The 18,726-nt window shown below is 62.3% G+C and carries 17 protein-coding genes; 13 read left to right on the top strand and 4 right to left on the bottom strand.

Annotation, left to right across the window (positions count from 1 at the left end; all coding sequences use genetic code 11):
- Positions 1-55: 55 nt before the first annotated feature.
- Positions 56-1,849, bottom strand: coding sequence for an AMP-dependent synthetase/ligase (locus tag IG122_RS20735; protein WP_193188214.1), 1,794 nt, complete (start codon positions 1,847-1,849; stop codon positions 56-58).
- A 112-nt stretch (positions 1,850-1,961) separates the two neighbouring features.
- Between IG122_RS20735 and IG122_RS20730 the strand changes: the two genes are divergently transcribed.
- The 7 genes from IG122_RS20730 to IG122_RS20700 all read left to right on the top strand — a co-directional run bounded on the left by IG122_RS20730 (position 1,962) and on the right by IG122_RS20700 (position 10,252).
- Complete coding sequence (locus IG122_RS20730) at positions 1,962-3,746, top strand: M3 family oligoendopeptidase (protein WP_193188212.1); 1,785 nt, start codon at positions 1,962-1,964, stop codon at positions 3,744-3,746.
- Positions 3,746-4,801: a D-cysteine desulfhydrase family protein gene (locus IG122_RS20725; RefSeq protein WP_193188210.1), complete on the top strand. Its 1,056-nt coding sequence runs from the start codon at positions 3,746-3,748 to the stop codon at positions 4,799-4,801. Before IG122_RS20730 ends, IG122_RS20725 begins: the two co-directional genes overlap by 1 nt.
- Before the next feature lie 118 nt (positions 4,802-4,919).
- Entirely contained in the window at positions 4,920-6,266 is a 1,347-nt protein-coding gene (locus tag IG122_RS20720; RefSeq protein ID WP_193188208.1) for a hypothetical protein, read from the top strand.
- A gap of 194 nt (positions 6,267-6,460) precedes the next feature.
- Positions 6,461-7,756 carry a DUF1835 domain-containing protein gene (locus IG122_RS20715; protein WP_193188206.1) on the top strand — a complete coding sequence of 432 codons (1,296 nt, stop codon included), beginning with the start codon at positions 6,461-6,463 and terminating at the stop codon, positions 7,754-7,756.
- A gap of 171 nt (positions 7,757-7,927) precedes the next feature.
- Positions 7,928-8,803, top strand: a complete 876-nt coding sequence (locus IG122_RS20710; RefSeq protein WP_193188204.1) for a cupin domain-containing protein — start codon at positions 7,928-7,930, stop codon at positions 8,801-8,803.
- A gap of 2 nt (positions 8,804-8,805) precedes the next feature.
- A complete protein-coding gene (locus IG122_RS20705) occupies positions 8,806-9,411 on the top strand; it encodes a hypothetical protein (RefSeq protein ID WP_193188202.1) in 606 nt (201 codons plus the stop codon).
- Positions 9,412-9,613: 202 nt separating this feature from the next.
- The gene (locus IG122_RS20700; RefSeq protein WP_193188200.1) at positions 9,614-10,252 is read left to right on the top strand and encodes a hypothetical protein; all 639 of its coding nucleotides are present in this window, start codon (positions 9,614-9,616) and stop codon (positions 10,250-10,252) included.
- A 2-nt stretch (positions 10,253-10,254) separates the two neighbouring features.
- Here the strand turns inward: IG122_RS20700 and IG122_RS20695 are convergent, their stop codons facing one another.
- A complete protein-coding gene (locus tag IG122_RS20695) occupies positions 10,255-10,959 on the bottom strand; it encodes a DUF1028 domain-containing protein (protein WP_193188198.1) in 705 nt (234 codons plus the stop codon).
- Positions 10,960-11,038: 79 nt separating this feature from the next.
- On the opposite strand from IG122_RS20695, the gene IG122_RS20690 reads away from it, so the two are divergent.
- A complete protein-coding gene (locus tag IG122_RS20690) occupies positions 11,039-11,281 on the top strand; it encodes a hypothetical protein (RefSeq protein WP_193188196.1) in 243 nt (80 codons plus the stop codon).
- Here the strand turns inward: IG122_RS20690 and IG122_RS20685 are convergent.
- The gene (locus IG122_RS20685) at positions 11,278-11,748 is read right to left on the bottom strand and encodes a MerR family transcriptional regulator (RefSeq protein WP_193188194.1); all 471 of its coding nucleotides are present in this window, start codon (positions 11,746-11,748) and stop codon (positions 11,278-11,280) included. The two genes, IG122_RS20690 and IG122_RS20685, sit on opposite strands and share 4 nt — an antisense overlap.
- An 82-nt stretch (positions 11,749-11,830) precedes the next feature.
- On the opposite strand from IG122_RS20685, the gene IG122_RS20680 reads away from it, so the two are divergent.
- The 5 genes from IG122_RS20680 to IG122_RS20660 all read left to right on the top strand — a co-directional run bounded on the left by IG122_RS20680 (position 11,831) and on the right by IG122_RS20660 (position 17,779).
- Positions 11,831-12,457: a cation transporter gene (locus IG122_RS20680; protein ID WP_193188192.1), complete on the top strand. Its 627-nt coding sequence runs from the start codon at positions 11,831-11,833 to the stop codon at positions 12,455-12,457.
- Between the two features lie 174 nt (positions 12,458-12,631).
- On the top strand, positions 12,632-14,212 hold the full coding sequence (locus tag IG122_RS20675; protein WP_193188190.1) for an ABC transporter substrate-binding protein: 1,581 nt from the start codon (positions 12,632-12,634) through the stop codon (positions 14,210-14,212).
- 116 nt (positions 14,213-14,328) lie between these two features.
- Positions 14,329-15,273 (top strand): ABC transporter permease, encoded by a 945-nt coding sequence (locus tag IG122_RS20670; RefSeq protein ID WP_193188188.1) that lies wholly within the window; start codon positions 14,329-14,331, stop codon positions 15,271-15,273.
- Positions 15,273-16,166: an ABC transporter permease gene (locus IG122_RS20665; RefSeq protein ID WP_193188187.1), complete on the top strand. Its 894-nt coding sequence runs from the start codon at positions 15,273-15,275 to the stop codon at positions 16,164-16,166. Before IG122_RS20670 ends, IG122_RS20665 begins: the two co-directional genes overlap by 1 nt.
- Positions 16,163-17,779: an ABC transporter ATP-binding protein gene (locus IG122_RS20660; protein WP_193188185.1), complete on the top strand. Its 1,617-nt coding sequence runs from the start codon at positions 16,163-16,165 to the stop codon at positions 17,777-17,779. The genes IG122_RS20665 and IG122_RS20660 overlap by 4 nt, the downstream gene beginning before the upstream one ends.
- 15 nt (positions 17,780-17,794) lie before the next feature.
- On the opposite strand, the gene IG122_RS20655 is transcribed toward IG122_RS20660, so the two are convergent.
- The gene (locus IG122_RS20655; RefSeq protein ID WP_193188183.1) at positions 17,795-18,712 is read right to left on the bottom strand and encodes a DMT family transporter; all 918 of its coding nucleotides are present in this window, start codon (positions 18,710-18,712) and stop codon (positions 17,795-17,797) included.
- Positions 18,713-18,726 lie beyond the last annotated feature (14 nt).

Raw genomic sequence — 18,726 nt, 5'->3', positions numbered from 1 at the left:
TAGCAGAACGCCAAAATGCGGCCAAAATCCGTTCCGTGCGCGCGAATTCAGAACGTCAGCTCCGTCCGTAAAGCGCATCGAGCCGCTGCCAGTAAGCCTCGCGTATTTTGTGGCGCCGGATCTTCAGGGTCGGCGTCATCATCGCGTTCTCGGTCGTGAACGGGCCGTCGGCGAGCATGAAGCGGCGGACCTTCTCGATCTGGGATAGCCGGCCGTTCGCCCGCTCCATCGCGGCGGCGATCGCCTTGATGAAGTCCTCGTTGCCGGCAAGCTCCGCCAAGTCGGGTGGCGCGCCGTTGGCCTTCGCCCACTCCTCGATAAAGATCTGGTCGGGAACCAGGACGGCGACGAGATAGGGACGCTTGTCCCCGTAGGTCATCGCCTGGGCGATCTCGGGCTCGACCGTGATCTGGCCCTCGACGCGAGCCGGAGAAATGTTGTCGCCTCCGGAATTGACGATGATGTCTTTCTTCCGGTCGGTGATGACGATGTAACCGTCCTCGTCGATCTTCCCGATATCGCCGGTATGCAGCCAGCCGTCGACGATCGTCTTGGCGGTGGTCTCGGGATCGAGCCAATAGCCTTTCATCAGCAGCTCGCCGCGCACCAGGATCTCCCCGTCGGCGGCGATCTTGACCTCGACATCCTTGAGCGGCGGGCCGACCGTGTGGATCTTCACCAGCTTGCAGCGGTTGCAGCTCACCACCGGAGAGGCTTCGGTCTGGCCGTAGCCCTGCAGGATGCGGACACCGAGCGCGAGGAAGAAGGTACCGATATCCGGATTGAGGGCGCCACCGCCGGACACGAAGGCCTTGAGACGTCCGCCGAAGCGGGCCGAGACCTTCTTGCGCACGAGCGCGTCGAGCAAGAGATTCTCCGCTTTCTCCCCGAGCGAGAGGCTGGAGCGATCGCGGTACGCCTTGGTGCCGAGTTCGACGGCGCGGTGGAACAGCTTCGCGCTCAGCCCGCCCTTGGCATCGACGCCGCGCCGGATCCGGTCGTGCAGGACCTCGTAGAGCCGAGGCACCGCGGTCATGATCGTCGGTTTCGCTTCTCCGAGGTTCTGCGCGACCTTGTCCGGCCCCTCCGCATAGTAGATCTCCGCGCCGATGGAGATCGGGAAATGCAGGCCGCAGGCATGCTCATAGGAATGCGATAAGGGCAGTAGCGAGAGAAAGACCTCGTGCTTCAGGCCGAGCTCGGCGAGCAGGTCGTGCGCGCCCTCGCAGTTCGTCAGCAGCGAGCCGTGGGTCAGCATGACGCCTTTCGGGCGTCCCCCGGTGCCGGAGGTATAGATCAGGCTGCAGACCTCGTCGCGCTTCAGCTCCGCGGCCCAGTTCGCGGGATCGCCATCTATGCTTTCGCCGCGTTTGCAGAGTTCCTCCCACCCGACGACATTGACGCCGGCCTGGGTCGCGCCGCCGGTATTCTCTATCGAAACAACGGTCTCGCAGGCATCGGAGCTGCGGGCGGCCGGCATCAGCTTCTTGGAAAGCCGGTCGGTCGAGACGATCGCCGCCTTCGAACCGCTATGGTCCAGCACGAACAGAATGTCGTCGCTCGTCGCGGTGGTGTAGGCCGGGACCGCGATGGCGCCGACCGCCATGATCGCAAGATCGGCGATGACCCATTCGGGCCGGTTCTCGGAGAGCAGCAGGACCCGGTCGCCCTTCCCGATGCCGATGGCGCGCAGGCCCTTGGCGCAGCGCTGCACCTCGGCGCGGGTCTCGCCATAGGTGAGAGGCTCATATATCCCGTCGCGTTTCGCCCAGAGGAATGGGCGGTCCGACAGACGCGCGGACTGGTCGAAGAACAAAGTTGCGAGATTACGAACTGCCTTGTAGTCCATTAAATCAGGTCTCCTCCCTCCGCCCCGAATTGTCGCACGGGGCTGGAAACGACATGCCGGCGACCGACATGGATGAGCTGTTCGCTCTTCAGTTACTTGAATGGATACCGATATGGCCGAAGCCGCACAATCCGAACTTGGCGCTCTTCCCGAATGGGATCTCTCCGATCTCTATCCCGGCCCTGACTCCGACGCTCTGAAAAAAGATCTCGAGAAACTGGCGGCGGACGCGAAGGCTTTCAAGGCGCGTTATGCCGGAAAGATCTCCGGACTGGACGGCGGCGAACTGGGCGAGGCGGTGCAGGCCTACGAGCGCATGGACGAGGTCATGGGGCGGATCATGTCCTACGCCTATCTCGTCTATGCGGGCGACATGGGCAGCGCCGAGAACGGCCGCTTCTTCCAGTCCATGCAGGAGAAGGTCAACGCGGCCGGCACCGACTTGCTGTTCTTCACGCTGGAGATCAACCGGGTCGAGGAAGAGGACATCGCCGAACGGCTGAAAGCGCCGGAGCTCGCCTTCTACAAGCCGTGGTTGCGCGACGTCCGCGCCTTCCGCGAGTATCAGCTCTCCGACGAGATCGAAGAGAAGCTGCACGAGAAATCCGTGACCGGGAAGTCCGCCTGGGTCCGACTGTTCGACGAGACTTTCGCGCGCCTGCGCTTTCCGTTCGACGGCAAGCAGCTGACCTCGGCCGAAGTGCTCGACAAGCTGAGCCACAAGGACGGTGCGGTGCGCGAGAAGGCGGCGAAAAGCTTCGCCGGCGTGCTGAAGCAGAACATCGGGCTCTTCGCCCTGATCACCAACACGCTCGCCAAGGACAAGGCGATCGAGGACAAGTGGCGCGGCTACGAGAAGCCGATCTCCGCGCGCAACCTCGCCAACCAGGTCGAGGACGAGGTGGTGCAGGCGCTTTCCGACGCGGTGACGGGCAGCTATCACCGGCTGTCGCATCGCTATTACGCGCTGAAGGCGAAATGGTTTGGCGTAGAGGCGCTGAATTACTGGGATCGCAATGCGCCGCTACCTGACGATGATGACGCGACGATCCCGTGGGAGAAGGCGACCCGCACGGTGCTCGACGCCTACCGCTCGTTCTCGCCGGAGCTGGCCGATGTCGGGCAGCGTTTCTTCGACAATGCCTGGATCGACGCGCCGGTGCGTCCCGGCAAGGCGTCGGGCGCCTTCGCCCATCCGACGGTGCCGAGCGCGCATCCCTATCTCTTGCTGAACTACCAGGGCAAGACGCGGGACGTGATGACGCTGGCGCATGAGCTGGGGCACGGCGTGCACCAGGTGCTCGCCGGCAAACAGGGCCAGCTGCTCTCCGACACGCCGCTGACCCTCGCCGAGACCGCCTCCGTGTTCGGCGAGATGCTGACCTTCCGCGCGGTGCTGAAGAGCAAGACCGACCCGAAGCAGCGCCGCACCATGCTCGCGGGCAAGGTCGAGGACATGCTGAACACCGTGGTCCGGCAGATCGCGTTCCACCAGTTCGAGAGCAAGGTGCATGCGGCGCGCCAGGACGGCGAGCTGATGCCGGAGGATCTCGGCAATATCTGGATCGAGACCCAGACGGAGAGCCTCGGCCCGTCCATCCGGTTCGATGAGGATTACCGGACCTTCTGGTCCTACATCCCGCACTTCATCCACTCGCCGTTCTACGTCTATGCCTACGCCTTCGGCGATTGCCTGGTGAACTCGCTCTACGCGGTCTATCAGGACGCGGAGGAAGGCTTCGCGGAGAAGTATCTGGAGATGCTGTCCGCTGGCGGCACGATGCGGCACAAGGAGCTGCTCGCACCCTTCGGGCTCGACGCGAGCGACCCGGCCTTCTGGTCCAAGGGGCTGGACGTGATCGACGGCTTCATCACCGAGCTCGAGGCGATGGAGTGATGCGGACGCCCGAGGCGCTGCGGCACCGGCTGAACGGATTTCCGCGGATCCGTCTCGGGCATTTCCCGACACCGCTGGAGAAGATGAGGCGGCTGACCGCCCATCTTTCCGAGGCGACCGGGAAGGATGTTCCGGCGCTCTGGGTGAAGCGGGACGACTGCACCGGCCTTGCCACGGGCGGCAACAAAGTGCGCCAGCTCGAATATTCCTTTGGCGCGGCACAGGCCGCCGGCGCCGACACGGCGGTGATCACCGGCGCGGTCCAGTCGAACTACATGCGCACGGCGGCAGCCTTCGCGGCGAAGCTCGGGATGGAGTGCCATGTCCAGCTCGAGAACCGGGTCGAGGGGATGGGCGAGGAGTACCACAAGTCGGGCAATGTCCTGCTCGACCGGATCTTCGGCGCCCGGATGCACCATTTCCCCCTCGGCGAGGACGAGAAGGCGGCGGACGCCAATCTCGCGCGCATCGCTGAGCGGCTGAAAGGCGAGGGCAGGAAGCCATATCTCTTCACGCTCTCCCCCGACACCAAACCGACCGGCGCGCTCGGCTACATGCAGTGCGCCGTCGAACTGCTGGAGGAGGCCGAAACAAACGGGATTTCCTTCGACGCCGTGGTGGTGCCTACGGGCAGCGCGGCCACCCATGTCGGGACGCTGCTCGGTTTGCGGCTCGCGGGTTATGAGGGACCGGTACACGGCATCTGCGTGCGCCGCGACGCCGTGAGCCAGACCGAACGCGTGCGCTCCATCCTGCGCCTTGCCGAAGAGATGCTCTCCTGCGGCAAGGTCGTCGAGGACGGTGAGGTGATCTGCCGCGACGACTGGCTCGGTCCCGGCTACGGCAAGATGGTCGATAGCACCCGCGAGGCGATCGATCTTGCCGGCCGCCTCGAAGCCCTGATCGTCGACCCGACCTATACGGCGAAGAGCTTCGCTGGCCTGATCGGCCTCACCCGCGCCGGCACCTTCTCGGGAATGGGCAACGTGCTCTTCATCCATACCGGCGGATTGCCGGGGCTTTTCGCCTATCGCTCCGCGCTTTATTCCGATTGATTTAATTCTCTGCCCTGAAAGGTGGTGGGCGCATTTTTGTATGCGTGCAGTAATTGCATGTATGGAGGATTGGCTACATCATGCCGCGAGTATAAAAATTCTTTTGCGGAGTGATCTTATGGGGGAGCGGCCGGAGTATGTCATCCAAGGAGAACCTGCACGCTTGTTTCCGGTTCTTTCAGAGTCATCCAAAGAAGGGCGCACATTATCGATATTGCTAGCTTGCATCCAAAGTGTCGACGAGTTCGGGCGATCGCTCTTGGCAGATCTCGGCTTGAGGGTCGGTGTTCGCGCTAGACTTGAGACCTATACCGAAGTGGTTCTGAAAAACGGCAATGATAAAAAACTCCGCCCAGATGGGTTAATTGTCGTGCGAACTGGTCAAAAAGATTGGTCTGCATTAGTAGAGGCAAAGGTCGGTAATAATGAAATTTCAAAAGAACAATTGCTAAGCTACATAGAATTGGCAAAGTTGAATGGAATTGACGCTGTTATTACGGTATCAAATCAATTTGCGCCGTTGCCAAGTCATCATCCAGTTGATGTTAACGCATCGAGTTTGAAGAAGGTTCAGCTTTTCCATTGGTCATGGAAGTACATTGAAACAATCGGGACATTGTTGATCAATAGAGACGAGGTTGCTGACTCGGATCACGTCTATATCTTGAGCGAAATGATGCGATTTCTTGAGCACAAGAGTGCTGGAGTGCAGAGTTTCGATCAAATGCCAGCAGAGTGGTCGACCGTTTTAGATTTTGTACACTCAGGAGGTAGACTAAGTGCACGGTCAACCGACGTTCAAAGTGTAGTTGGCGCTTGGTATCAAGAAGTTCGAGATTTGTGTCTCATACTTTGTCGCCGACTCGAGGAAAACGTAGAGATACGCGTGTCCCGGGCTCATGCAAGTGATAGCGGCGAGAGGCTCAAGCATGACTGCGAGAAATTTGCGGAGACGCAGACCTTAACTGCAGAATTTTCCATTCCGAACGCAGCTAGTAATCTCAATTTGGTAGCAGATTTCGCAAAACGATCAATTTCGGCATCAATGCGAGTCGCGGCCCCATCGGATAAAAAAACGACCAAAGCACGGGTGAGCTGGTTGTTGCGCCAACTCAAGTCGTCAACACCAGACAATGTATATGTTCGTTTGATTTGGCCGGGGCGTGGTGCAAACACGCAACATTCATTGAAGGCTCTTTTGGACGATCAGGCTATTGCGGAAATGCCGGGTAAGGTCGCGACTTCGTTCGAAATCTTGTACGTGCGAGATTTGGCGGGGCAATTTAGTCGGCGCAAGGCGTTCATAGTTGAGCTTGAAAAGGCTGTTCCTGAATTCTACGCGCAAGTTGGCGAGAAGCTAAAAGCCTGGCAAGCCCCGGCTCCGAAATTGGTTGCTGAGAAGAACTCATCGCACACCGACGGCGGCGAGGAAGAAGAGATCCGCTTAAGTCCTGCCGGTGATTAGCGCTCGACATCTGCGGAAACAGCACCTCATGGGCGATGAGGTGCTTGATTCCGTTGCGGAATCCGATACTCTTTCCGCATCGCCTCACGGCGTCCTGTCCGCGGAAAGGGCTGCGCCCAAATCCGAGTGATCGTCATCTGATCGATTTCCTCGCCTGTCAGGCGGACACAGGCGGTAGATGACGAGGGAATCGTATGTCTAAATCCAATGCACCGGCATCTGCCGGTCCGCGCGAGTTTTTCGGCGGCCGGCTCAATCTCGAACAGCAGCGCAAGCGCGCGAAAGAGCTGCTCGAGCTCGTGCGCGACGGCGATCCGCAGGCCTGCGGGCGGGCGGAGTCCCATCACCCGAACGCCCTTGCCGATGATTTCAAGCTCTCAGACGCGCAACTCGTGATCGCGCGGGAAAACGGCTTTCTCAGCTGGCCGCGCATGAAGGCGCATATCGAGCGCCTGAGATTCGACCGGCTCCGCATCGAGGCGGGCAAGCCGGACCTGCCGGATACGCCCGAGACGACGCATATCCGTTGCGGCGAGGATATCCGACACAGCCTTGAGGTCGCGGGCTTCAAGGGACGTTTCCTCGAATTCTCCGATCCCTATTGCCAGGGGCCGGTGCCGCGTGTGCCGCTGGCCGAGTTCATTTCCCGGCGGGCGGATTTTATTTCCGGCGCGTATGGCCGCGAACAGGCGGAGAGCGAGGCAAAACTCAAGGCCGAATACGTGGCTGTGGAGAAATTGAACGAAGGCGCGCCGACCGTGCTCTGGTTTGAGCACGACCATTACGACCAGCTGATTCTGGCGCGTCTACTCGCGGCCTTCCACCGGACCGAAAAGCGGCCCGACCTGAGGATGATCTGTGTCGGTCAGGTGCCCGGCGTACAGGACTTCGTCGGCCTCGGCCAGCTTCACCCGGAAGTCCTGCTCTGGCTCTGGGAATACGAGCTGCATCCGGTGACGGAGGAGCAACTCGCCCTCGGCGCGCGAGTCTGGGACGCGGTAACGGATGCCAACCCGTCTGCGCTGGCGGAGATTGCCGCCGCAGGGACGCCGACGCTGCAACTGATGGCGCCGGCGCTCCGGCGTCATCTGGCCGAACTCCCGGCTCCGAAGAGCGGCCTCGGCCTGACGCAACGGATCACGCTGTCGATTCTGGACGACCTCGGAGACATGCCCGCGGGCCAGATCTTCCAGATCCTGATGGCGCGGCGCGAGCCGCTGCCGTTTCTCGGCGACCTGATGTTCTGGCACGTGCTGACCGAGCTCGCGAAGAGTACCGATCCGGTGATTCTGATGGATCCGGACAGTGCGGGACAGCCCTGGCCGAAGCGGGTCTTCTCGCTGCGCGATGCGGGACGGCGCGTGCTTGCGGGCGAGGAGGATTACATCTCGATCCAGCGCGGCGTGCGGTGGGTCGGCGGCGTCGAGATCCGCCCTGGGCGCTCAGCCTGGCGCTGGGACGAGGAAAAGGGCGAGGTACTGCGGGCCTGATACTGGCGGGCACGTGGCTCTTTCCTCCATCACCGCCGCGCGCTTGCGTGGGATATCTCCCATTTGCGGGAATGGCTTTTCGGTTTGATCGAAGTGATTGAAAAGGTAGATATTTTTGCTCGCGTGTCGTATTTTTGTATTCTCTCTGATGTAGCGTGTGGAGGGAGCTAATTGAATTCGATCTCAGGAATCAGGGTGCGCAGCGCGTTGTTACCCATCCTTGCAGCAGCGGTGCTCTGTGGATGTGTTACGACGCCTCCCGGCACCGAGAGCGAGGCAAGTGGAGAGGCCGGCACTGCGCACGTGATCTTCGGCAGAGAAGTCAGGGCGCAAGGCCTCGAGGCCTATCGAAGCCGGATGCAGGAAGAGAGCGTTTGGACTACGGAGATCGGTATTCGCCAGATCCAGAGTGGACCGGAACTGATTTTCCGGAAATACGATCCCGCCGAAGGCACTGTTCCGCGCGCTTGGCGATACGGAGACCGGGAACGGTCTCTTTCCGTCGACCTCAGGTTCGATGTTCTGGACAAACGGGCGGAAATTACTCCGGCGATGATGGTCATGTCTCTCGGGACGCTTGCCGGGGCCGCAGGAACCTTCAACGACTATAATTCTCCCGAAGCGAGGACTGACACGGGATATATAGTCTACGACCTGTACGAAATTCCGGCGGGCGACTGGGTCTTCGAGAGAATGATCTTGAAGACGATCATGTTCCCCGGCGCGCGCGGGAAAATCACGCGAAAACATCATCTCCAGTTCAAGAAGGGCGAGATTCCGGATAAGGCGCTCACTTTCCACGTGGCCCCTGGAGAAACGGTCTATCTTGGAGATGTGGTCGGCAAATTCTCGATCGAAGAGAAGAACGATCGCCGTCTCATCTATGCCGAAGACTACGAAACCAATCCAAAATACTCCGATAATTACTATTACGTAGCCAGCCCGTTCAAATACACCTTCGAATTTCACCCGGACAGAATGAAGGAAAGGCTGGCGGGCAAAGCGGATCTCTCGACGGTCCAGTACCGCTTTATTCGGAGGAAATAATCGTGGCGCAGAAACTGAACAGCGTCCGCTCTGTAGCTGTATTCCTGAAGATATGTGCGATTGCCGTGCTGGCATCGGGATGCGTCGGAACCGTCAACGGGGAGCCGCCGGAAGCGCATATCGTCGTCGGGCTCCGCGTCTATCCGGAACATCGGACGTCCGGCTTTACAGCTTTGGCAAAGAACCTCGAGGCGCGGGTTCAGGTAATGCGCGCCAAAGATACCGGACCGAAGAGATTCCGAAAACAGCTCTGGGTGGAATCCGAGGACGGATGGACCTACCACGTCGTTCCAGTCCAGGCCGGGCATTATTTTCTCGAGAACGTTCTTGTCCGCGGTGGCGGCGCACAGGGAACAGAGACAACGAGGCTCGCCAAATACATCAAACGAGATGGCGGCGGATATGACCTCCGGGCCCCTTATCTCTTTGAGGTCAAAAGCGGCACTGTTTCTTACATCGGGTCTTTCGACATTGATGCCTGGAATATCCCTGTCGAGATTGACGTAAAGCAGGATTTGGATGCGGCGCGCGCGGCTGCCCTTGCCGAAAATCTCGATGCGTCGGGTTTGGTGAGCGTGAAGTCCGTCTGGGTCAGCGCGAACAATTGAGCTGCGGCGGACCCGCGTGCTTGGAGCGCGGCGGCCTCCGCACTAGCATTGGCGTATGCTGCGCGAAGCTTTCACTTATCTCACAACTCCTTGCCCGCAGCCCTATCGGCGCATGGGGTTCCTTCGGGAATGTGTCGGGATCGAGAGCCGGTATCGGCGTAACCGGGACGCGTGGGCGTCGCATCTCGACCGGAGCCGGAACTTGATCCTCGCGGCGGCGGAACGATGCGAGACACGAGATACAGTGCTCATCTTCGGCGCCGGGCTGCTCTACGATATTCCGCTTGCCGATCTACTGGCCGAATTCAAGCGGGTCATCTTGGCGGATCTTCTCTTCATGGGGCCGGCCCGTCAGGTCGCACGCCAGGTTCCCAGGCTGAAACTCGCGACGTTGGACGTGACCAATTCCCTGGAAGCGCTTGCGGGCGGCACGACGGAGGTTTCGCTGCCGACGGCCTATCTCGACGATCCGTCGATTTCCCTCGTTGTTTCCGCGAACGTACTCTCCCAGCTCTCGATCGTGCCGAACGAATATCTGGAAGAGCGCTTCGGGCAAACCGAGGAGGCGAGCGAAGAGCTGGGGCGGAAGCTCGTCCGCGCGCATCTCGACTATCTCGCGTCCTTCGCCTGCCCGGCGGCGCTGATCACCGACGAGGCCCGCATCATCCGCGACCGGGCCGGCGCCGAGACAGCGACCATCTCCGCGCTGCATGACGTTTCGTTGCCGGAGGGTGGCGAGAGCTGGAACTGGGATATATGCCCGCTCGGCGAGATAGACCGGGAGCATTCGGTGACGCACCGGGTCCGGGGGTACGACGCGTTTCCCAAGAACCAGAAGTAAGATCAGCGTTTTCTTCGAGCCAGAACAAACGCGTCCCGCTCCGCATGATCAACGATGCCGGAGAAATCCTGCGTCCGTCCCATGGTTTGCATATAGGCCCGTCGCGTCTCGGCGTAGATCGTGAACAGGCGGCGCAGTTCGGCGATCGGTTCGGCATGGTCGTCGACGCGGATGTCCGCTTCCCGGTAGGGCTCGCTTCCCTGGATGATCAGGGCAGCGGATTGCTTGCCCCGCTTGTCGCCTCCGGCGGCCGCGCCGGCTTCGAGCGCCGTCAGCAGGCGGTCGCCGAACTCGAGGCTGGCGGAAGCCTCGTAACGTGCCAGCGTGTCGGCGACGACCGCCGGGCCGGCCAGCATGTTGCCGGCGACGGTGACGTTCTCGCCCGAGGCATGTCCGCACCAGTCGACGCAGGCGGCCCCGGTGTGGGTGAAGGTGTTGCCGCGCGCATCGACCCCGTGCACCTGCCGGATGTCCCGGCCCTCGTCATGGCCGAGCGTCATCCGGAGCGCTTCCCCGACCGGCAGACCTTTCGCCATCAGATCGATGCCGAGCGCGCCATGCATCGGGTTGGTGTGAGCCTGAGTAGAAATCGCGCCGGTTCCGGCCCGCGCCCAGGGGCAGATGGCGCCGACAGCGAAGGCGCAGGTGGAGATGGCGATGCCGAAGCGGCCTGTCTCCGGTTCCCGTGCGACGATAGACCACGTCATGACCTGTTCCCGTTTTCGCTGTTTCGGGCGAGAGTGCGCCCGGAACTGATATTGGTCAAATCCATACAGGTTTTACGCGATGCGCAACATCATCCTTCTCGCGGTCTCGCTCTTCGCTCTGCTCGGCTTCGCGCTCTGGGGGGTGTGGGAGCTCTGGTTCTCGGTCGACGGCGAGGTTGTGATGAGCATTCACGGCTTCATCGCGCTCGCCGCGGGCTCGGTTTTCACGCTGCTACTCGGCGGCGGGCTGATGTGGCTCGCCTTCTACAGCTCGAAGCATGGCTACGACGAGCGGGAGATCGATCCCGACGACGAGCTTTAGGCCGGGGCCTTGTACGGCATCGTCTCCACGGGCTCATGTTCGTCGGCGCAGCACTTCTCGTGATCTGACAGCACGCTGATCACCCTGCAATCGGCGACGGTCCCGTGCGAGCATGTCTCCACCATCCTCTCCAGCTCGCCTTCCAGAGCCTGAAGCCGGCCGATTCTGCGGCGCACTTCCGTCAGATGCCGCCGGCAGAGCGCGTCCGCCTCGGCGCAGGAGGCGGCAGGCCGGTCGGTCATGTCCAGCAGTTCGCGGATCGCATCGAGCGGGAAGCCGAAATCGCGCGCATGCTTGATGAATGCCAGCCGGTCGAGCTGGTCCTGACCGTAGATCCTCTGGTTGCCGGCGGTGCGCGCGGGCTCCGGGAGCAGGCCGATGCTCTCGTAGTAGCGGATGGTCTGCACCTTGGTGCCGGTGCGCTTCGCCAGATCGCCGATCGGATAAAACGGGATGGTACCGGACATGGCTGTGGATTTCCCTCTTGAACCTACAGTCGCTGTAGCTCCCATATTGGACCCATCGAAGGAAATGTCGAGGAGCGGACCGATGTCCGGCTGTTGCGGTCACGATCATGACGGGGTTGTTTTCGAAGGCATGTCGCCGGCCTACCGGCGCGCGCTCTGGGCGGTGATCCTGATCAACGGCGCCATGTTCTTCATCGAGATGGCGGCCGGGTTCGGTGCCGGCTCGATGGCGCTAAAGGCGGACGCGCTCGATTTCCTCGCCGACACCGCGACTTACGCGCTCAGTTTTTATGTCATCGGCAAGGCGGCGAAAGTGCGGGCCGGCGCGGCCCTCTTCAAGGGGGTGTCGCTTGCCTGCATGGGGCTCTGGGTGTTTGGCTCGACCGCCTACCAGGTGCTGGTGCTTGGTGTTCCGGAAGCGGCCATCATGACCACGATCGGGGTGATTGCCTTCGTCGCGAACATGGCGAGCGTAGGCCTGTTGTTCCGTTTCCGCGACGGGGATGCGAATGTCCGCTCGGTCTGGCTCTGCTCGCGCAACGACGCGATCGGCAATATCGCCGTCGTACTGGCCGCCGCCGGTGTCTGGCAGACCGGCACCGGCTGGCCGGATCTGATCGTCGCCGGGATCATGGCGGGGCTGTTCTGCTGGTCCTCGTTCCAGATCATCCGTCAGGGCGTCGGAGAGATGCGCGCGGTGGAAGCCTGACTGCTGGCCCGTGCTGCTTCTGCGCGATCAGACTATTTCCTCTTTACGAGCGCTTGCGGCCCCCAGGTTTCATTGACTCGGTGATGGTGCGATGCAAAACATATGGTCATAAGACGGTAAAGACGGGGCCAACCCCGCGCTCTCCGAGTAAAAATCAGAACAGGGGATAAAAAGATGATTGGTTGGACTCGACGCAGCCTTCTGGCTCTCGTCGCCATGGCCCTGCCATTGGCAGGCGCGCCGACGTTGGCAAGCGCTGAAAAAGTACTGCGGGTCATCCCGCACGCGGACCTCAAGAACCTCGATCCGATCTGGACGACGGCCTACATCACCCGCAACCATGCCTATCTCATCTATGACACGCTCTTTGCGATGGATGAGAACTTCAAACCGCAGCCGCAGATGGTCGACACCTGGGAGACCTCCTCGGACGGCAAGGTCTGGACCTTCAAGCTCCGCGACGGCCTCAAGTTCCACGATGGCGCAGCGGTGACCTCGACCGACGTGATTGCTTCCCTCAAGCGCTGGGGGGCACGCGACGGCATGGGCCAGAAGCTCATGGAGCAGATGGACGAGATGGTCGCGGTCGACGACAAGACCTTCCAGTTCAAGCTGAAGAGCGCCTACGGCCTTGTTCTGGAGTCGATCGGCAAGATCTCCTCCAACGTGCCGTTCATCATGCCGGCGCGCATCGCGGCGACCGACCCGTTCGAGCAGATCTCCGAGCATATCGGCTCCGGCCCGTTCAAGTTCGAGGCGGATCAGTGGGTCCCGGGCTCGACCGTGGTCTACACCAAGTTCGACGGTTACGTGCCGCGCAAGGAAGCGCCGTCCGCGGCCTCAGGCGGCAAGATCGCCAAGGTCGACAAGGTGATCTGGACCTACTTCCCGGACCAGACCACGGCGATGAACGCGCTGATCGCGGGCGAGATCGATTACTTCGAACAGCCCTCGACCGACCTGATGCCGCTGCTTTCCGCGGCGGAAGGCGTGACCGTCGAGGTCAATGACCCGCTCGGCAATATCGGCTTCGCGCGTTTCAACCACCTGTTGCCGCCGTTCGACAAGGTCGAGATCCGGCAGGCCGCGCTCATGGCCATGAAGCAGGAAGACTATCTGGCGGGCGCGATCGGCGATCCGCAGTTCTGGAAGACCTGCTACTCGGTTTATCCGTGCGGCACGCCGCTCGCCTCCGAGGTCGCTGCCGACAGCATCAAGACGGGCGATACCGAGAAGGCTGCCGCTGCGCTCAAGGCCGCGGGCTATGACGGCACGCCGGTCGTGATCATGCATCCGACCGACATCCCCGTGCTTTCCGCCTTCACCCTGATCACCGGCGAAAAGCTGCGCAAGGCCGGCTTCAACGTCGACATGCAGGCGATGGACTGGTCCACGCTGACCTCCCGCCGGGCCAAGCGCGACCCGGTGTCCGAGGGCGGCTGGAATATCTTCCACACCTGGTGGATCGGAGCCGACGTGATCGACCCCATGGCGATTGCCTTCTCCGGCGATCCGGCCAAGGGCTGGTTCGGCTGGCCGACCGACGAGGAGCTGGAAAAGGCGCGCGCCGCCTTCGCCAATGCCACGAGTCAGGAAGCGAAGATCGCCGCCGGCCACAAGGTGCAGGAGCGCCTCTGGAAGATCGGTGCGTCCGGTCAGCTCGGTCAGTTCTTCGTTCCGGTTGCCTACCGGAACAACGTGAAGGGCCTGATCAAGTCGCCGGTTCAGTTCTTCTGGAACCTGTCGGTCGACTGACATCCCATCTGAAGGAGCCGCCCGGGCCTGGTCCCGGGCGGTGCCTCTGCAATGCCTCCGCGAGGCCGCCTTTCCGGGCGGATCTCGCGTGATGGCTTTGAGGAGTGAGCATTTCCATGCTGACCTATGTGCTGAAGCGCGTGCTCTCGACCATCCCGGTGATGGCGATCGTCGCGGTCCTCGTCTTCATGCTGCTGCGCCTCGCGCCGGGAGACCCGGCGGCGGTGATCGCCGGAGACTACGCGACGGCCGAGGATGTGGAGCGGATCCGCACCCAGCTCGGCCTCAACGATCCGATCCCCGTGCAGCTCTGGCACTGGATGATGCAACTCGCCTCAGGCGACCTCGGCACGGCCATCTTTTCGAAGAAGCCCGTGGTCGAGCTGATCGGACAGCGCATCGAGCCGACGCTGTTGCTGTCGCTTTGCACGATCCTGTTCGCCGTCGCCGTCGCGGTGCCGCTCGGGACCATCGCGGCCTGGAAGTCGGGCTCGCTCGTAGACCGCGTGGTCATGCTGTTTTCCGTCGGGGGCTTTTCCGTTCCCGTCTTCGTCCTCGCCTATTGCCTGATCTATGTACTGGCGATGTGGCTGAAGATATTACCGGTGCAGGGCTATAAATCGCCCTTCGACCACGGGTTGCTGACCTTTCTCCGGCACATGGTGCTTCCGGTGATGGCGCTCTCCGTCATCTTCATCGCCCTCATCGCGCGCATGACCCGCGCCTCCGTCATGGAGGTTCTGGAAGAGGATTATGTCCGGACCGCCCGCGCGAAGGGCCAGTCGGAATGGAAGATCCTGATCCATCACGCGCTGCGCAATGCGGCGGTGCCGATCGTCACCGTGATCGGTGTCGGCATCGCGTTGCTGATCGGCGGCGTGGTGGTCACCGAGTCGGTCTTCAACATCCCGGGCCTCGGGCGCCTCGTGCTCGACGCCGTGCTGGCCCGTGACTATCCGGTGATCCAGGGGCTGATCCTGTTCTTCAGCTTCATCTATATCCTGATCAACCTGCTGATCGACCTGTCCTACACGCTCTTCGACCCGAGGATCCGTTACTGATGGCCGCCGCAGAGACACCCGAGCTCTCCGCCGAAGCGGACCTCACCGAAAAGGCCCAGCCCTCGACCCTGAGGCTGGTGCTGCGCAACAAGGCGGTCTTCTGGGGCGGTTTGCTGCTGCTGGCGATGGTTGCGATCGCGATCATCGGTCCGTTCTTCACTGTCACGCCGACAGAGCAGAACGTGATGAGCCGGCTCAAGGCGCCGTCCTCGGCCTTCTGGTTCGGGACCGACTTTCTCGGCCGTGACGTCTTCTCGCGCGTGGTTCACGGCGGACGGATCTCGCTCGTCGTCGGGATCTCGGTTGCTGTGATCGCCACGGCGATCGGGATGGTGACAGGCATGGTCGCGGGCTATATCCGCTGGCTCGATGCGCCGGTCATGCGGGTGATGGACGGTCTGATGGCGATCCCGGCGATCCTGCTCGCGATCGCGATGATCGCGATCTCGGGGGCGACGCTGACCACGGTCATCATAGCCATCACCATCCCCGAAGTGCCACGGGTCGTGCGCCTCGTCCGCTCGGTGGTGCTCACCGTACGCGAGGAGCCCTATGTGGAGGCCGCCATCGCGGCGGGGACGCGGCTGCCCTTCATCCTGATCCGCCATATCCTGCCGAACACCATCGCGCCGATGATCGTGCAGGCGACCTATATCTGCGGGGCGGCGATGCTGACGGAATCGATCCTCGGTTTCCTCGGCGCCGGCATCCCGCCGGAAATCCCGAGCTGGGGCAACATCATGTCTGAGGGCCGGACCTACTTCCAGCTCACCCCCTGGATCATTTTCTATCCCGGCGTCGCGCTGGCGCTGACCGTGCTCGCCGTCAACATCGTCGGCGACGGGCTGCGCGACACGCTCGACCCCCGTATTGCCAGGAAGATGCGCGCATGACCGGCTCCACTCCCGTTCTGGAAATCCGCAATCTCTCGGTGGCGCTGCCAAAGGGCGCGGACCGTCCCTTCGCGGTGGAGGACATCTCCTTCACCGTCGGGGCGAAGGAGATCGTCTGCGTGGTCGGCGAGTCCGGCTCCGGCAAGTCCGTCACCGCCTTCACCACGATGGGGCTCAATCCGAAGGAGGTGAAGGCCGTCAAGGGCGAGATCATTCTTCAGGGAGAGGATCTGCTGAAGAAGTCCGTCGCCGAGATGCGCCGCCTCCGCGGCGAGAAGATGGCGATGATCTTCCAGGAGCCGATGACGGCGCTGAACCCGGTGATCAAGGTCGGCGAGCAGATCCGCGAGATGCTTGAGATCCATACCGACCTTTCTCCGGCCGAACAGAAGGCTCGCGTGCTCGAGGTGATGGAGGATGTCTCCCTGCCTGATCACGTGAAGATGTATGACAGCTATCCGCACCAGCTTTCGGGCGGGCAGCGCCAGCGCATCATGATCGCCATGGCGCTCGCGCTGGAGCCGGGCCTGCTGATCGCGGACGAGCCGACGACGGCGCTCGACGTCACCACGCAGGCGCAGATCCTCGAGCTGATCAAGGATATCCAGCAGCGCCACGGCACCGGCGTGCTCTTCATCACGCACGATTTCGGCGTGGTGGCGGAGATCGCCGACCGCATCGTGGTGATGCAGAAGGGCAAGGTGGTCGAGCAGGGCACGCGTGACGAGATCCTGCTGCGCCCGCAGCACCCCTATACCAAGATGCTGATCGCCTCGGTCCCCTCGATGGAGCCGAGCCACCGGGCCGAGATCGACAAGACGGCGCCGGCGCTGATCGCACAGAAGGTCAACAAGACTTATGGCGGCGTCGGCCTGTTCCGGAAATCGCGTGAGGTGCATGCGAACAAGGATGTGAATCTGGTCGTTCACCGGCGCGAAACCCTTGGCGTGGTCGGCGAGTCCGGTTCCGGAAAGTCCACGCTGGCGCGCTGCATCGTCCGTCTGCAGGACCCGACGTCCGGCCATATCGAGGTCGAGGGCGCCGATATCGCGACGATCTCCGAAAGCGCGATGCGGCCGCACCGGCGCGACATCCAGATCGTCTTCCAGGACCCCTACCGCTCGCTCAACCCGCGCCGCACGGTCGGTCAGTCGATCGTCGAGGGGCCGATGAATTTCGGTGTCTCCGCGGCGGAAGCGGAAGCGCGGGCGAAGGAGCTGATGGAGATCGTCGGGCTCAGCGCCGAGGCGCTCGACCGCTTTCCGCACCAGTTCTCCGGCGGCCAGCGCCAGCGCATCTGCATCGCGCGCGCGCTCGCCATGCAGCCGAAGGTGTTGATCGCGGACGAGGCGGTCTCGGCGCTCGACGTATCGGTGCAGGCGCAGGTGCTCGATCTGCTTGACGATGTGCGCGAGCGCTACGACCTCGCGATGCTCTTCATCACCCACGATCTCCGGGTCGCGGCGCAGATCTGCGACCGCATCATGGTGATGCAGAACGGCGTCGTGGTGGAGGAGGGCGAGACCGCGAAGGTCTATGCCAACCCGCAGCACGAATATACCCGCACGCTGCTCGCCGCCGCGCCGGGCCGGGACGTGGCCTTCGCGAAGTAGGCGGTTCCGGACGGCTCAACTTTTTACGATCGACAACAGGCCGGCCGACGCGATCAGGACCATGCCCGCGATCGTCGTCGGATCCGGGATCTCGGCGAAAAATATGTAGCCGAGCAGAGCGGCGAAGATCAGGTAGCTGTAGTCGAAACTCGCGACGACGGCGGGCGTGGCGTGCTGGTAGGCCGCAGCGAGGCCGATCCCGATCCCAACCATCAGGACCGTCAGCATACCGATCAGCTGCCAGTCGGCAGCCGCCATAGCCGTCCAGCCGGGCAGAGGGAACGGTGAATTGTCACCCATGCCCGAGATGGTCTCGCCGACGGCGAGCAGCAGAGCGCCGGCAAGCAGCAGGGTCAGGTTGAGGGCGATCGCAAGCGAGACGGGGGCGTGCTTCCGGCAGGCCCCCCGCGCGAGGATTGCTCCAAGCGCGTAGCAGAAACCGGAGAGCACGGGCACAAGTGCGGCCGGACTGAAGGCGGCGTCTCCGGGCCGTAACAGGACGAGGACCCCGAGAAACCCGGTACCAACGGCGATCCAGCCCCGAAGTCGGACAGGCTCCTTCAGCATCAGCGCGGCGAGCAGGGTTATGAAGAGTGGGCCGGTATAGAAGCCAGCGGCCAGGGTCGCGAGCGGCAGGACCAGCAGGACGGAATAGAGCGAGAGATACATGAGCGTCAGGCAGAGCCCGCGCAGCAGCGGTCCGGCACCGAACGCAGTGCGCCAGACCGCGAGCCTCCCGCCCCGCGCGGCGAGGGTGAGGAGCGGCAGGACAAGCGCCGAGCGCAGAAGGAAGATCTGGCCGAGCGGCAGATCTGCGCTCATCAGCCGGATCACGGCGTCTTGCAGCGCCATGAGGGCGACGGCTCCGGTGATCAGGAGCGCGCCGGAGAGGTTCCGGTTCGCGTCGGAGAGGCTCGTCGATACGGGTTTCATGGCGTGGCTCCTTC

The organism is Nisaea sediminum, assembly GCF_014904705.1.
Classification (GTDB): domain Bacteria; phylum Pseudomonadota; class Alphaproteobacteria; order Thalassobaculales; family Thalassobaculaceae; genus Nisaea; species Nisaea sediminum.
The sequence above is the reverse complement of the archived record's forward strand: the minus strand, read 5'-3'. Positions and strand labels throughout refer to the sequence as shown.